13 protein-coding genes and 1 pseudogene are annotated in these 13507 nt (G+C 63.2%); 6 read left to right on the plus strand and 8 right to left on the minus strand.

Going from position 1 to position 13507, the window contains the following annotated elements; all coding sequences use genetic code 11:
• Positions 1 to 38: 38 nt before the first annotated feature.
• Positions 39 to 1220 carry an HlyD family secretion protein gene (locus tag AC1D2G_RS03605; RefSeq protein WP_477412077.1) on the plus strand — a complete coding sequence of 394 codons (1182 nt, stop codon included), beginning with the start codon at positions 39 to 41 and terminating at the stop codon, positions 1218 to 1220.
• A 61-nt stretch (positions 1221 to 1281) separates the two neighbouring features.
• Complete coding sequence (locus AC1D2G_RS03610) at positions 1282 to 2838, plus strand: DHA2 family efflux MFS transporter permease subunit (RefSeq protein WP_477412439.1); 1557 nt, start codon at positions 1282 to 1284, stop codon at positions 2836 to 2838.
• A gap of 142 nt (positions 2839 to 2980) precedes the next feature.
• Here AC1D2G_RS03610 and msrB read toward each other — a convergent pair whose 3' ends face one another.
• The 4 genes from msrB to AC1D2G_RS03630 all read right to left on the minus strand — a co-directional run bounded on the left by msrB (position 2981) and on the right by AC1D2G_RS03630 (position 5751).
• Positions 2981 to 3484 (minus strand): peptide-methionine (R)-S-oxide reductase MsrB, encoded by a 504-nt coding sequence (gene msrB, locus AC1D2G_RS03615; protein ID WP_095083502.1) that lies wholly within the window; start codon positions 3482 to 3484, stop codon positions 2981 to 2983.
• 231 nt (positions 3485 to 3715) lie between these two features.
• Positions 3716 to 4273 (minus strand): fasciclin domain-containing protein, encoded by a 558-nt coding sequence (locus AC1D2G_RS03620; RefSeq protein WP_477302752.1) that lies wholly within the window; start codon positions 4271 to 4273, stop codon positions 3716 to 3718.
• Between the two features lie 213 nt (positions 4274 to 4486).
• Positions 4487 to 5215, minus strand: a complete 729-nt coding sequence (locus AC1D2G_RS03625; protein WP_477302954.1) for an anti-sigma factor — start codon at positions 5213 to 5215, stop codon at positions 4487 to 4489.
• Positions 5212 to 5751 (minus strand): sigma-70 family RNA polymerase sigma factor, encoded by a 540-nt coding sequence (locus AC1D2G_RS03630; RefSeq protein ID WP_457151643.1) that lies wholly within the window; start codon positions 5749 to 5751, stop codon positions 5212 to 5214. The genes AC1D2G_RS03625 and AC1D2G_RS03630 overlap by 4 nt, the downstream gene beginning before the upstream one ends.
• Before the next feature lie 151 nt (positions 5752 to 5902).
• Between AC1D2G_RS03630 and AC1D2G_RS03635 the strand changes: the two genes are divergently transcribed.
• Positions 5903 to 7399, plus strand: a complete 1497-nt coding sequence (locus tag AC1D2G_RS03635) for an amidase (RefSeq protein WP_477302750.1) — start codon at positions 5903 to 5905, stop codon at positions 7397 to 7399.
• Between the two features lie 182 nt (positions 7400 to 7581).
• Positions 7582 to 8475, plus strand: a complete 894-nt coding sequence (gene argB / locus AC1D2G_RS03640; protein WP_477412079.1) for an acetylglutamate kinase — start codon at positions 7582 to 7584, stop codon at positions 8473 to 8475.
• Positions 8476 to 8508: 33 nt separating this feature from the next.
• Here argB and AC1D2G_RS03645 read toward each other — a convergent pair whose 3' ends face one another.
• From AC1D2G_RS03645 to AC1D2G_RS03655, 3 genes and pseudogenes are all read right to left on the minus strand, one after another.
• A complete protein-coding gene (locus AC1D2G_RS03645; RefSeq protein ID WP_477412081.1) occupies positions 8509 to 8907 on the minus strand; it encodes a RidA family protein in 399 nt (132 codons plus the stop codon).
• Positions 8908 to 9127: 220 nt separating this feature from the next.
• Positions 9128 to 10671 (minus strand): annotated as a pseudogene (bchE, locus tag AC1D2G_RS03650) (magnesium-protoporphyrin IX monomethyl ester anaerobic oxidative cyclase).
• A 115-nt stretch (positions 10672 to 10786) separates the two neighbouring features.
• Positions 10787 to 11263: an Lrp/AsnC family transcriptional regulator gene (locus AC1D2G_RS03655; RefSeq protein ID WP_095083483.1), complete on the minus strand. Its 477-nt coding sequence runs from the start codon at positions 11261 to 11263 to the stop codon at positions 10787 to 10789.
• Between the two features lie 138 nt (positions 11264 to 11401).
• Between AC1D2G_RS03655 and phhA the strand changes: the two genes are divergently transcribed.
• On the plus strand, positions 11402 to 12238 hold the full coding sequence (gene phhA, locus AC1D2G_RS03660; protein WP_477412083.1) for a phenylalanine 4-monooxygenase: 837 nt from the start codon (positions 11402 to 11404) through the stop codon (positions 12236 to 12238).
• A 108-nt stretch (positions 12239 to 12346) separates the two neighbouring features.
• Here phhA and AC1D2G_RS03665 read toward each other — a convergent pair whose 3' ends face one another.
• Positions 12347 to 12751 (minus strand): VOC family protein, encoded by a 405-nt coding sequence (locus tag AC1D2G_RS03665; RefSeq protein ID WP_184872954.1) that lies wholly within the window; start codon positions 12749 to 12751, stop codon positions 12347 to 12349.
• 103 nt (positions 12752 to 12854) lie between these two features.
• Here AC1D2G_RS03665 and AC1D2G_RS03670 point away from each other — a divergent pair, with 103 nt between their 5' ends.
• Positions 12855 to 13487 (plus strand): TetR/AcrR family transcriptional regulator, encoded by a 633-nt coding sequence (locus tag AC1D2G_RS03670; RefSeq protein WP_379105054.1) that lies wholly within the window; start codon positions 12855 to 12857, stop codon positions 13485 to 13487.
• The last annotated feature ends 20 nt before the right edge of the window (positions 13488 to 13507 follow it).

The raw sequence follows: 13507 nt of genomic DNA on the forward strand, positions 1-13507 counted from the left end.
AACGGTTCAGTATTATAGCTTTATTTTAGAGAGATGTCATGTCCTCGAACGCGCCAGCCACAGCCGAAGTCCGTCCTTTCCCCAATGCCAAGGTCGCTCCGGCGACGGAAGCACCCGAAGTGCCTTTCCCGCCCGCCGTCAGCGCGCCGGTGGAAGCACCAGCCAAGAAGAAGCGTTCGGTGCGCTCGTTTCTGCTGCCGATCATCGGCGTTGCCTTGCTGAGCGCCGGCGCCTGGTACGGTTACAACTACTGGACCACCGGCCGCTTCATGATCTCGACGGACGACGCCTATGTCCAGGCCGACATGGCGTTCATCTCGCCCAAGATTTCCGGCTATGTCGATCAGGTCAAGGTGAGCGAGAACCAGTCGGTCAAGGCTGGCGACCCGCTGCTCGTCGTCGATGACGGCGACTACAAGATCGCCGTCGCCCAGGCCGAGGCCCAGATCGCCACCTTGAGCAAGACGCTCGACCGTATCGACGCCCAGACCGAAGCGGCGCGCGCCTCGCTGCAGCAGGCGCAGGCACAGAAGGTCGCTGACCAGGCCGCCGCCGACAATGCGGCGAAGGTAGAGGTACGCGCCTCGCAACTGCTCAAGACGCATGTCGGCACGCAGGCACAGCTGGACGATGCCCAGACGGCGGTCCAGCAGGCCAATGCTGCCCTTGTCGGCGCCGACGCGCAGATCGCCGCGGCACGGGCCAATATCGGCGTGCTGCAGGCGCAGCGCGCCGAATCGGCAAGCACCCTTGCTTCCTTGCAGCTCGGCCGCGACAAGGCCGCGCGCGATCTTTCCTTCACCGTGCTCAAGGCGCCTTATGACGGTGTCGTCGGCAACCGCTCGGTCGAGCAGGGCGATCTCGTCAGCCCCGGCCAGAAGCTGGCCGTCATCGTGCCGATGGACAAGCTCTACATCGTCGCCAACTTCAAGGAGACGCAGCTTGCCCGGCTGGTTCCCGGCGAGAAGGTCAAGATCTCGGTCGATGCGACCGACGGCCAGGATTTCGAGGGAACCGTCTCGTCGCTCGCACCGGCTTCAGGTGCGGTGTTCTCGCTGCTGCCGCCCGAAAACGCCACCGGCAATTTCACCAAGGTCGTGCAGCGCGTCCCGGTCCGCATCGACGTCCCGGCCGACGTGTTGAAGAGCGGTAGGCTGCGTGCCGGCCTGAGTGTCGTCGTCGCCGTCGACAGCCGTACCGCGCCCACGGCCTCGAATTGAGCGGCCGCCGGGGAGCAATGCCATGGCCACCGCAACCCTGACAGCAGGAGCGCCGCCGGCGATGCCGGCCGTGCCTGACACCATCTCGACGCGGCGCGTCATCGCCTTCCTGGCGATGGTGTTCGGCATGTTCATGGCCATCCTGGACATCCAGATCGTCTCGGCCTCGCTGGCCGAGATTCAGGCTGGCCTGAGCGCTAGTTCCGACGAGATCCCGTGGGTGCAGACCGCCTATCTGATCGCCGAGGTGGTGATGATCCCGTTGTCGGGATTCCTCAGCCGGATGCTGTCGACGCGCGTGCTGTTCACGATCTCGGCGGCCGGCTTCACCGCGGCCAGCGCGCTGGCCGCGACCGCCACCAACATCGACCAGATGATCGTCTACCGTGCCGTCCAGGGCTTCATCGGCGGTGGCATGATCCCGAGCGTCTTTGCCGCTGCCTTCACCATTTTCCCGCCGTCGCGCCGCGCCGTGGTCTCGCCGATGATCGGCCTTGTGGCGACGCTGGCGCCGACCATCGGCCCGACCGTTGGCGGCTATATCAGCCATGCCATGTCCTGGCATTGGCTGTTCCTCATCAATGTCCTGCCCGGCATCCTGGTGACGACGGCGGCCTGGACGCTGATCGACTTCGACAAGCCCAATCTCAAGCTGTTCAGCAAGTTCGACTGGTGGGGCCTCGCCGGCATGGCCGCCTTCCTGGGTTGCATGGAGTATGTGCTCGAGGAAGGCCCGAACAATGACTGGCTGCAGGACCAGGGCGTATTCATCTGCGCCATCGTCATGACCGTGGGCGCCGTGCTGTTCTTCTGGCGTGTGTTCACCGCCGAGGAGCCGATCGTCGACCTGAAGGCGTTCACCAACGTCAACTTTGCCTTCGGCTCACTGTTCTCCTTCGTCATCGGCATCGGCCTCTATGGCCTGACCTATCTTTATCCGGTGTTTCTCGGGCGCATCCGCGGCTACGATTCGATGATGATCGGCGAGGCGCTGTTCGTCAGCGGCCTGGCGATGTTCCTCACCGCGCCGGTCTCGGGCATCCTGTCGAGCAAGATGGACCCGCGCCTGATGATGATGGTCGGCTTCTTCGGCTTCGCCACCGGAACCTGGTGGATGACGCATCTGACCGCCGACTGGGATTTTTATGAGCTGCTCATTCCCCAGATCCTGCGCGGCTGTTCGATGATGCTGTGCATGGTGCCGATCAACAACCTGGCACTCGGCACCTTGCCGCCAGACCGGTTGAAGAATGCTTCCGGCCTGTTCAACCTCACCCGCAACCTTGGCGGCGCCGTCGGCCTGGCCGTCATCAACACCGTGCTGATCGACCGCAACGCGTTCCACTACGTCAGGCTCTCCGAGCACGTGCAGTGGGGCAGTGCCGCCGCGCAGCAAAAGCTGCAGAACATGACGCTCAATTTCGAGCAGACCGCCGGCCTCGACGCGACCAGCGCGGCGATCTCCAAGCTGTCGGGCATGGTGCAGCAGCAGGCCGCGCTGCTGTCCTTCATGGACGTGTTCTTCCTGCTGACGGTGCTGTTTGCGACGCTCGGGCTGTTCACCATGCTGATCCGAAAGCCGGCCGCGGCCGGTGGCCGCGGCGGTGGCGGCCATTGATACCAAACGTGGACAGCAGTTTCGGGAAGCTCCTCCAGTCCACGCCCGAAAAGCTCTGACCGCGCAAAAAAACTCCGGGCCGCAAGCCCGGAGTTTTTCGTATTCCGATTGGAGCACCGGAATTGCGTCAAAATGAGAAATGTCAGGCCGTGGCGGGCTTGAAGGTCAGCGCCACGCCGTTGATGCAGTGGCGCAGGCCCGTCGGCGCCGGGCCGTCATCGAAGACGTGGCCGAGATGGCCGCCGCAGCGGCGGCAATGTGCCTCGGTGCGGGTCATGCCGAGCGACCTGTCCACGGTCGTGCCGATGGCCTTGGGAATCTCCTGCCAGAAGCTTGGCCAGCCGGTGCCGGAATCGAATTTCGTCTCGGACGGATAGACCGGCAGGTCGCAGCCGGCACAGGCAAAGATGCCCTTGCGGTGTTCGTTGAGCAGCGGGCTGGTGCCGGGATATTCCGTGCCTTCCTTGCGCAGGACGTCGAAGGCGGCCGGCGACAGGATGGCTTTCCACTCGGCATCGGTCTTGGTGACCTCGAAGGTTTCCGCAGCCTGTGCGGGCTGTGGTTTGCCCATGCGCAGCATCGTTGCGGCAGCCCCGGCGACGCCGATGGCGGCGGCACCGCTCAAAAGAAAGTCGCGACGGTTCATGACCAGTTCCTCCTGTCGTCTCTTTTGCCAAACTATACCGCCACGCGGAAATCAAAAGCCGGTGACGGTGGCCCTCGAACGAACACTCCGCGCCGTTCCACATCTGAACGTGGGCGGCACGGAGTGCGCGGGCCGGTTGCCGGTCACGGGAGCGAGACCATGCAATCGACGGAGAGCCCTTGCTGCAATTTCGTCGGCAGCAGGCCCCTTGTTACATCTTCGCCCCTCTTTTTACATTTTGGGGAGCAGAACCTTGTCGATGACGTGGATGACGCCATTGGACTGTTCGACATCGGCGATCGTCACATTGGCGACGTTGCCGTTCTCGTCGGTCACGGTGACCTTGCCGCCGTCAGCCTTGAGCGACAGTTCGCAGCCGCCAACCGTCTTGACCTTGTGGGTGCCGCCATCGGCCTTGGCCATCGCGGCGACGTCCGCCCCCATCGCCTTGGCGCCGATGACATGGCAGGTCAGGATCTTGGTGAGCTTGTCCTTGTTCTCGGGCTTGAGCAGCATTTCGACCGTGCCGGCCGGCAGCGCGGCAAAGGCCTCGTTGGTCGGCGCGAACACCGTGAACGGACCGGCGCCTTGCAGCGTGTCGACAAGGCCGGCCGCCTTGACCGCGGCGACCAGCGTCGTGTGGTCTTTCGAATTGACGGCGTTCTCGACGATGTTCTTGCTGGCAAACATGGCAGCGCCGCCAACCATCGGGTTTTCGGCATAGGCCGCGGTGGCAAGAGCGGAAACGGCGATCGCGCTGGCAAGCAAAAGGGTGGCGTATTTACGCATGATGTCAAACTCCTCGGGTTTTTCTCTTCCCATCCTTGGGGACGCGAGGAGATACGGGTTAAAAATGCGGGAGTTTCAGAAACATCAGGATTTTTTAATTTTATTTGCCCTGCAGAGTGATTTTCACACAATGCGTTTTGGCCACTTACCGACGCAGTTAGACATCGTATGCGAAAAATAGACTGAAAGTCTTCTATGTCAGCGGTAAAGCCGTCAGATGCTCTTCAGATCGCCCGCCGCGACCACTGGTCCGGTCGGCTGGCCGGTCGGCGAACCGCCTGCCGGCTCGAGGCTGACGGCGAGCACCGCGCCCTGGGCGAGCTTCTGCTGGGCTGCCGGCGAGACGACAATATGCGCTGTCGCGCCGGCCGGGATGACGCCCATCGAGACCGGCGGGTTCTTGCCCTCGATCATCCACAGCTCGAAGTCCTTGCCGGCGGCACGCTCGCCGGAAACATGCGACAGGCCGACCTCGTGATGCGCGGCGTCATAGACGGCGAGATATTTGACATCGCTGCCATCGGCGGCCAGCGAGGCGACGAGGCGCGCCTGCGGCTGCTCGACCGGCGGGTTGAGGGTGGGCACGGCGATGTAGATCGCCAAAGCGGCGACCGCCGCAGCAGCGAGGCCGCGCCAGAAGGCCAGGCTGGACCACAGCCCGCCGCGCGATTCGGTGGGCGTGGTCACGGCCGCGGTGGACGTGAACAGGCGGCGATCAATCGCAGCCTTGAGCGAAGCCGGCGGCTCGATTTCCGGGTAGGCGGCGGCCAGCGGCGAGAACGAGACCTCCCAGCTGTCGACAAGACGGGCGAACTCGGTCTCCGCATCGATGCGCCTGGACGCGATCTGCCGCTCCTCCGCCGGCAGCACGCCGAGAACGTATTCGGCGGCGAGCAGGTCGTCGCCTCCGCGTTCCGGTCCGTTGTCTTCCGCCAGCGTCATCTTTCCAGACATTCTCTGAGTTTCAACAGGCTGCGGCGCAGCCAGGTACGCATCGTGTTCAACGGTACGCCATGGCGCTCCGCCAGTTCGGCATAGCTCTCGCCCTTGAGATAGGCGCCACGGACGGCCGCCGCCCGGTCCTTTTCCAACTCGTCGAGACAATGATGGATGCGTTCGGATTCACCGCCCGCCACCACCATCGCTTCAGGCCCTGGCGTCGGATCGGCCACGTCGAGCGCGGCATCGATATCGAGGCCGGGCTTGCGTCGCGCTCTGACGCGATCGATCGCGTGGTTGCGCGCGATTGCCACCAGCCAGGAGATCGGGCTCAAGTCTGAGACGGCAAAACGGTCCGCCTTCGTCCAGATCTTGACGAAGACTTCCTGCAGGGCTTCTTCGGCATCTCCCCGGTCGTTCAATACACGAAGGCAGACGCCAAAAAGTTTCGCACTGGTCTGCCGGTAGAGCAGATCGAACGCTGCCCGATCCTTCATCGAAGTCCGGACGATCAGCTTGGTGATGTCCTGCGGCGTCATGCAGGCAAGTTAGGGGATTGAAACGTATTTGCAACGACGGAAATCGCCTTGTGCACGCCAGACTTGCCGCATTGCCGGCGCGGATCTGTCCGTCGATTGCTAATGAAATCGCCACTGGCTAGCTTGTCTTTCCACGGTGAGGAAAACGCGCATGTCGGTTGAACATACATTGTGGGCGCAAGATGCGACCGGCCTTGCCGACCTCGTTCGCAAGGGCGAGGTCTCACCAATCGAGCTGACCGAAGCGGCGATCGCCCGCGCCGAGGCCACCCGTTCCGACATCAACGCCACGGCGGAGCCGCTTTATGATGCCGCGCGGGCCCGGGCGAGGACCGTCGACCGCTCGCTGCCGCTGGCCGGCATTCCCTTTGCCATCAAGGATCTCGGCATCGCCATCAAGGGCGTCGCGACGCATGGCGGCAGCCGTATTCCGGCATGGCGGGCTGATGTCAATTCGGTGCTGACCGATCGCTACCTCGCCGCCGGCCTCATTCCGATCGTCACCTCGACGTCGCCGGAATACGGGCTTCGGCTGATGACCGAATCCAAGGCCTTCGGCATAACCCGTAATCCCTGGAACACCGGCCATACAAGCGGCGGCTCATCCGGGGGTGCGGCGGCGCTGGTCGCTGCCGGCGTCGTGCCGGTGGCGCATGCCTCGGACGGCGGCGGCTCGATCCGGGTGCCTGCCGCCTGCACCGGGCTTGTCGGCCTGAAGACGTCGCGAGGCCGCATACCGCTGACGCCGCTGGTGAGCGAGAGCTGGTACGGCATGGTCGTCGACCATGCGCTCACCCGCTCGGTGCGCGACTGCGCGCTGCTGCTCGACCTCACCCACGGTCCCGACCTTTTGACGCCCTATGCGGCGCCGTCGCCCAAGGGCAGCTTCGTTGCAGCTGCCGCGCGCGATCCCGGCAAGCTCAGGCTGGCCGTGTACCGCAAGTCGCCGCTTGGCCTGCCGGTCTCGGTCGAGACGCTTGTCGCGCTCGACGCGGCGGTGGCGCTCGCTCGCGAGGGCGGCCATACGGTAGAGGATATCGACCTGCCCTTTATCCGGCGCGATTTCTTCGCCGATTTTGCCACGGGCGTGGCCTCGGCCGTCGCCGGCACGATGCGGGCCGAGGCGCTGCGTGTCGGCCGTTCCGTTTTGGGCGACATCGAGCGCGCGACGCGCATCCTCGCCCGCTTCGGTGAATTGGTGTCGGCCGGCGAAATCTATGCCGGCTTGCAGCGGCTGCATGCGACCTCGCGACAGCTGATCGCGGAGACCGCGCAATATGATGCCGTGCTGATGCCGATCATCGCCCACCCGCCGCTCGCCTGCGGCGCCATGGACCCGAAAGGCGCTGACGAACTCATCGAGAACCTGCTCGACAAGCTTCATCTCACCGTCTTGCTGAAGCTGAAGCCATTGCTCGGCCAGCTGATGGACAAGAGCCTCGGGTTCACCCATTGGCCGGCGATCCAGAATGTCAGCGGCCAGCCGTCGATCGCGCTGCCGGTCCATGTCACCGATGCCGGCCTGCCGCTCGGCATCCAGGCGGTGGGCCGGCCGGGCGACGAGGAGACACTGCTGTCGCTTGCCGCGCAGATGGAGAAGATCTCGGGTTGGTTGGGCCGCAGGGCGCCGCTGAGGGTGCCGTCATGATGACGACGTCGTGAGGCGCCCGAATATGACAGCAAAGCCATTTGCGGCTGGCCCCAATTCCCGCTAAGACGCCGCCGTCCTTACCTGATGCATCATGCATAAACCAAGTGCATGTCGCCCAAGAGTGCCCAGCAGTTTTGGGACGACGACATGCACAAAACCAAAAGCCAGGAACCACGCCGATGACGGAAATCACCGCCACCGCTGAAATGCAGGCCGCCCTGCTTTCGCGGGCGCTGCCTTACATGCAGCGCTACGAGCACAAGACGGTCGTGGTGAAATATGGCGGCCACGCCATGGGTGATATCGGCCTCGGTAAGGCTTTCGCGCGCGACATCGCGCTGTTGAAGCAATCGGGCGTCAACCCGATCGTCGTCCATGGCGGCGGCCCGCAGATCGGCGCCATGCTGGCCAAGATGGGCATCGAATCCAAGTTCGAGGGCGGCCTGCGCGTCACCGACCAGAAGACGGTCGAGATCGTCGAGATGGTGCTGGCCGGCTCGATCAACAAGGAGATCGTGGCACTGATCAACGCCGAGGGCGAATGGGCGATCGGCCTGTGCGGCAAGGACGGCAACATGGTCTTCGCCGAAAAGGCGCGCAAGACGATGATCGATCCGGACTCCAACATCGAACGCGTGCTCGATCTGGGCTTCGTCGGCGAGCCGGTCGAGGTCGACCGTACCTTGCTCGACCTCCTGGCGCGCTCCGAAATGATCCCGGTGCTGGCGCCGGTGGCGCCCGGCCGCGATGGCCACACCTACAACATCAACGCCGACACCTTCGCCGGCGCCATCGCCGGCGCCTGCCAGGCAACGCGCCTGCTGTTCCTCACCGACGTGCCCGGCGTGCTCGACAAGAACAAGAAGCTGATCGACGAACTGACCGTGGCCGAGGCCAAGGCGCTGATCAAGGACGGCACGGTCTCGGGCGGCATGATCCCCAAGGTCGAGACCTGCATCGAGGCGATCGAGCGCGGCGTCGAAGGCGTCGTCATCCTCAACGGCAAGACGCCGCATTCGGTGCTGCTCGAGTTGTTCACCGAACACGGCGCCGGCACGCTGATCGTGCGCTGAGCCGCCCTTTAATCTTCCGCTGCCGTCAATCGATCAGGCGGGCTGCGGAAGGCGCGCGATGACCTTGATTTCGAAATCGAAGCCCGCCAGCCAGTTCACGCCCACTGCAGTCCAGTTCGTATAGGGCGGTTCGCCGAACGCCTTCAGGCGAACGGCGTCGATCGCTGGCCATTGCTTAGCCGGATCGGTGTGGAACGTGGTCACGTCGACGATGTCGTCGAATGTGCAGCCGGCCGCCTTCAGCACCTCGGCGAGATTGTCGAAAGCCAGCTGGACCTGCCTTTCGAAGATCGGCTCGGCAGACCCATCCTCGCGACTGCCGACCTGGCCAGAGACGAACAGGAAGTCGCCCGAGCGGATCGCCGCCGAGTAGCGGTTGATCTCGTAAAGAGCCTGCCGGCCGGCAGGGAAGATCGCGTCGCGTTTGGTCATAGTTCACTCCATTTCAAAACAAGGCAGCCCCGGCCTTTCGGCGTCGCGAATTGGCATCGCAGGCAGGGCGAGACCCGTTCGCAAGGCTTCAGGGTTTTGGATCACTGCGCTCCACTGAGCGGGACGGCTATTGACATATGTCCCGTATGTTCGATGTGGGTGCATACGCTGCGTATGTCAATACGCATACGCGACGTATATTAATTCACGAGTCGAGCGGTCAGGCGTTCGGTGAGACCGCGATCCCGGGCAAAGCCAGCTTGCGCACCGGGTGTCGAACGGTCATCGATTCCTCCTCGGCGTCCTGCGGCGCGCCCCAGAACTCGGCAAGGGTCGGGCCGTCCTTCACCCGGCCGTCGCGGACCAGAAAACCCCAGACCTCACGGAACCAGACGCGGCGCCCCATCTGCGTGTACCAGCGCATCGAATGCCGCTGCTCGGGGTCCTTGTGGAACAGGATGCGCGCCAGCGCCTTCGGTCGCGACTGCACCGCCAGTTCGATCAGCTTGACGCTGAAAAACAGCATCCAGGGTTTCAGTCGCGTCATCTGCAGCACTTGGTGCTTGTAGTCCCACAGGCGGGCATCCTTCTGGATCACCTTGCGGTCCCGCGCGATCCTGAAGAACGGTGTCCAGCGATGCGGCGTGACATAAAGCGCCTGGATCTGGTCGGGATCGTAGGCGATGAGCTGGCGAAAGCCGCGCCACAGGTCGCGAAAGCCTTCATCCTCGAAGCCGGCCACCCAGGTCGCCATCGAATGCCGTTGAGGCGCAGCAGCCTTATCGCCTCGCGGTCGGATGAGGTGCTGCCGCCCTTGCGGATCAATGCAAGCGTCTGTTCGTCGGTGTTTTCCATGCCGAGCAGCCAGCGGATGACGCCGGCCTTGCGGTAGAGATGCAGGATGTCGGCATCGCGCACGATGTCGTCGGCGCGGGTCGAGCCCACGATCAGCACCGGCACGTTCTCGGCGATCATGGCGTCGAGAAAAGCGCGCCAGGCCTTCTTCGATACGGTCGGGTTCTCGTCGGCAAGGTTGATCAGCTCGACGCCGTGCTCGCGGTGCAGCCAGGCGATCTCCTTGGCGAATTTCACCGGATCGCGATGCCGCCAGCGGGTCCAGAAGCCGCGCTGGCCGCAATAATTGCACAGATGCGGGCAGCCGCGCGAAAACTGCATGACCACTGCACGCTTGCCGCCCCAGTAGCTGTAGCTGATATGGTCGATCAACTCCCAGCCGACACGGTAGGCGTCGAGATCGGCGATGGTCATTGCCGGCTGCGTGGCGAAGGGACGGCGCAGATCGTCGCGAAAGGCGATGCCCGCCACGCTTGCAGGCGGCTGGTGCATTTCCAGCGCCTCGACCAACGCCACCACAGTCGCCTCGCCCTCGCCGCGCACGATGAAGTCGAAGACGTCCGTTTCAGCCAGAATGTCGTCCCAGTGGTAGGTCGGAAACACGCCGCCATAGATGATGATGGTCGCCGGCTCGCGCTGCTTGATCAAGCCGGCTATCAGCAAGGCGGTCGGGTGCGCCGAGGTCGAGCCGGAATGGCCGATCAGGACGAAATCGGGATCATCGTCCAGGGCATTGCGCACCACCATGTCGAGCGGCATCGGCCCGAACTCGGCGTCGACGAGGCGCACCTCATGGCCGGCATCGATCAGCGGGCCGCCGAGCGCCAACAGGCCGAGCGGCGGCAGGTGATCGTCCGGCACGCGGCTGCCGATGGCGGTGTGCGGTGGATTGATCAGGACGATTTTCATGGCGGACCTCCGGGCAGTTGGTCCGCGGATTTTGGCCGGCGATATGGACGCCCGATTGGCCCGTTTCAGCAGTTTGCGTGCAGCTTTTCCGCAGGGATGGGCAGGGCAGGCACCATCACCGCCTGAGGTGGCCGAGCGGCACGTGGCCGGGGCCCTTGATGTTCTGCAGCACCAGCTGGGTGTGGACATCGCGCACGCCGTCGAGCCGCATCAGCCGGTGCATGACGAAAGCATTGAGCTCGTCGACCGACGGCACCATGACATGCAGCAGGAAATCGTGGTCGCCGGTCATCGTCCAGCATGACGATACCTCGTCCATGCGCTGCACGGCGGCGATGAAGCTTTCAGGCGAGCCGTCGCTGTGGCTGACGAGGCGCACCTGAATGAACACCTCGACCATCAGGCCGACCGCGCGGCGGCTGATCACCGCGGCAAAACCCTTGATGATGCCGGCCTCCTGCAGCGCCTCGAAACGTCGTGCGCATGGGGTCGTCGACAGGCCGATCTCTTGCGCCAGTTCGGACACCGGCTTGCGCCCGTCGCCCTGCAGGACCTCGAGCATCCTGATCTCGAAATCATCGAATTGAGGCATTTTCACTCCATGAAAGCGTTTCTGGAGTGAATGTTATCCCGAATATCGCGCTCGAGCCATCATCAAAACCGATTTGCCTCGGCAAATCCGGTTATCCTTTCGGCACGTCCGCCATTCATGACTTGCAGGGAGAAGACCATGACGACGATGAGCGTTGCCGAATATGCCCGCGACTGCGCGGCGCAAGGGTTGCGCGGCGACTATTCGGTTTGCCGTGCCGATTTCACCGTAGCGCAGGGTTACGATTACAGCACCGAGGAGCAGGCGGTCTGGCGCACGCTGTGCGACCGCCAGACCAAACTGACGCGGAAGCTCGCCCACCACTCCTATCTCGACGGCGTCGAGAAGCTCGGCCTGCTCGACCGCATCCCCGATTTCGAGGACGTCAGCGCCAAGCTGCGCAAGCTGACCGGCTGGGAGATCGTCGCCGTTCCGGGTCTCATTCCCGCCGCACCTTTCTTCGACCATCTCGCCAATCGCCGCTTCCCGGTCACCAACTGGCTGCGGACCAGGCAGGAGCTCGATTACATCGTCGAGCCGGACATGTTCCATGATTTCTTCGGCCACGTACCAGTGCTGTCGCAGCCGGTGTTTGCCGACTTCATGCAGATGTATGGCCGCAAGGCCGGCGACATCATTGCGCTGGGCGGCGACGAGATGATCACCCGGCTCTACTGGTACACGGCCGAATATGGCCTGATGCAGGAGAACGGCCAGCAGCTGAAGGCCTTTGGGGCCGGCCTGATGTCGTCGTTCACCGAGTTGCAGTTCGCCGTCGACGGCAAGGACGCCCACCACGTGCCGTTCGATCTCGAAACGGTGATGCGCACCGGCTACGAGATCGACAAATTCCAGCGCGCCTATTTCGTGCTGCCGTCGTTCGACGCCTTGCGTGATGCCTTCCAGACCGCCGATTTCGAGGAGATCGTCGCGCGCCACAAGGGCCAGCCGGCGCTCGACCCGGCGACGGTCTAAACAATTCCGGGAGAATTGTTTCCGCCCGGAACGACTTGCATCAGACACAAAGCGCGTCGCATGAATCCGTGTCGACGCGACGCGCTTTGGACGCTTTGATCCCGCTGGCTATTGCATGGCCGCGGGGTTCATCCACAGGAACTCCCAGACGTTGCCGTCGGGGTCCTCGATGTGGCGGTTGAACATGAAGCCGAGGTCCTGCGCAGGGTTGGGATCGGCGCGGCCGCCTGCCGCCACGCCCTTCTCGATTGTGGCATTGACCTCGTCCTTGCTGCCGGCGGTGAGTGCGATCAGCATCTGGCTGTCACGCCTGGCGTCGCCGATCTGACGCGTTGTGAACTGGCCATAGTGCTGGTGCGTCAGCAGCATCACCCCAATCGAGTCGGAGAACATGATCGAACTGGCCTGGTCGTTCGAGAACTGCGGATTTAGTGTGCCGCCGATCGCGAGATAAAACTTGGTCGCTGCCTGCAGATCGCGCACTGGCAGATTTATGAAGATCATCTTGGTCATCGGTCTAAGCCTTGCCTTCGTTGACAGGTACTAGTCAGTCCAGTACCGTTTTCATGACTATCATACGGGAACGGTACCGTCTAGTACTGGTCAGGAGGTCGCCATGAAAATCGACGGTGAGACGAGATCGGCACGCAAGGATCGTGAGATCATCCAGGCGGCCACGGCGGCGTTCATCGGCAAGGGTTATGACGGGACCAGCATGGAGGAAATCGCCACCAGGGCGGGGGCCTCCAAGCAGACCGTCTACAAGCATTTCACCGACAAGGAGACGCTGTTCGGCGAAGTCGTTCTTGCAACCGCTACCCAGGCCAACGATGTCATCGAGTCCGTGACGACGCTGCTTTCCGAGGCGAAATTCATGGAAGGTGGCCTGCAGCAGCTCGCTCGATGTTTGATAACGACGCTCATGGATGAAGAGTTGTTGAAGCTGCGGCGCTTGATCATCGCCAATGCGGATCGAATGCCGCAGCTTGGCCGCAGTTGGTACGAAAAGGGCTTCGAGCGCATGCTTGGCTCAATGGCTTCCTGCTTTCAAAAGCTCACCAGTCGAGGGCTGATACAGACCAGTGATCCCTATCTTGCAGCCAGCCACTTTTTTGGGATGCTTCTTTGGATCCCCATGAATGAAGCGATGTTCACGGGAAGCAACCGGCGCTCCAAGGCCGAACTGGAACGGCACGCGGATGCCTCAGTGGGGGCGTTTCTTGTCGCCTATGGGGTCCAGCCGAAATAGTCCCGTTGCCTGCCGACATT

The sequence above is a fragment of the Mesorhizobium sp. P2_C7 genome (genome assembly GCF_056404515.1).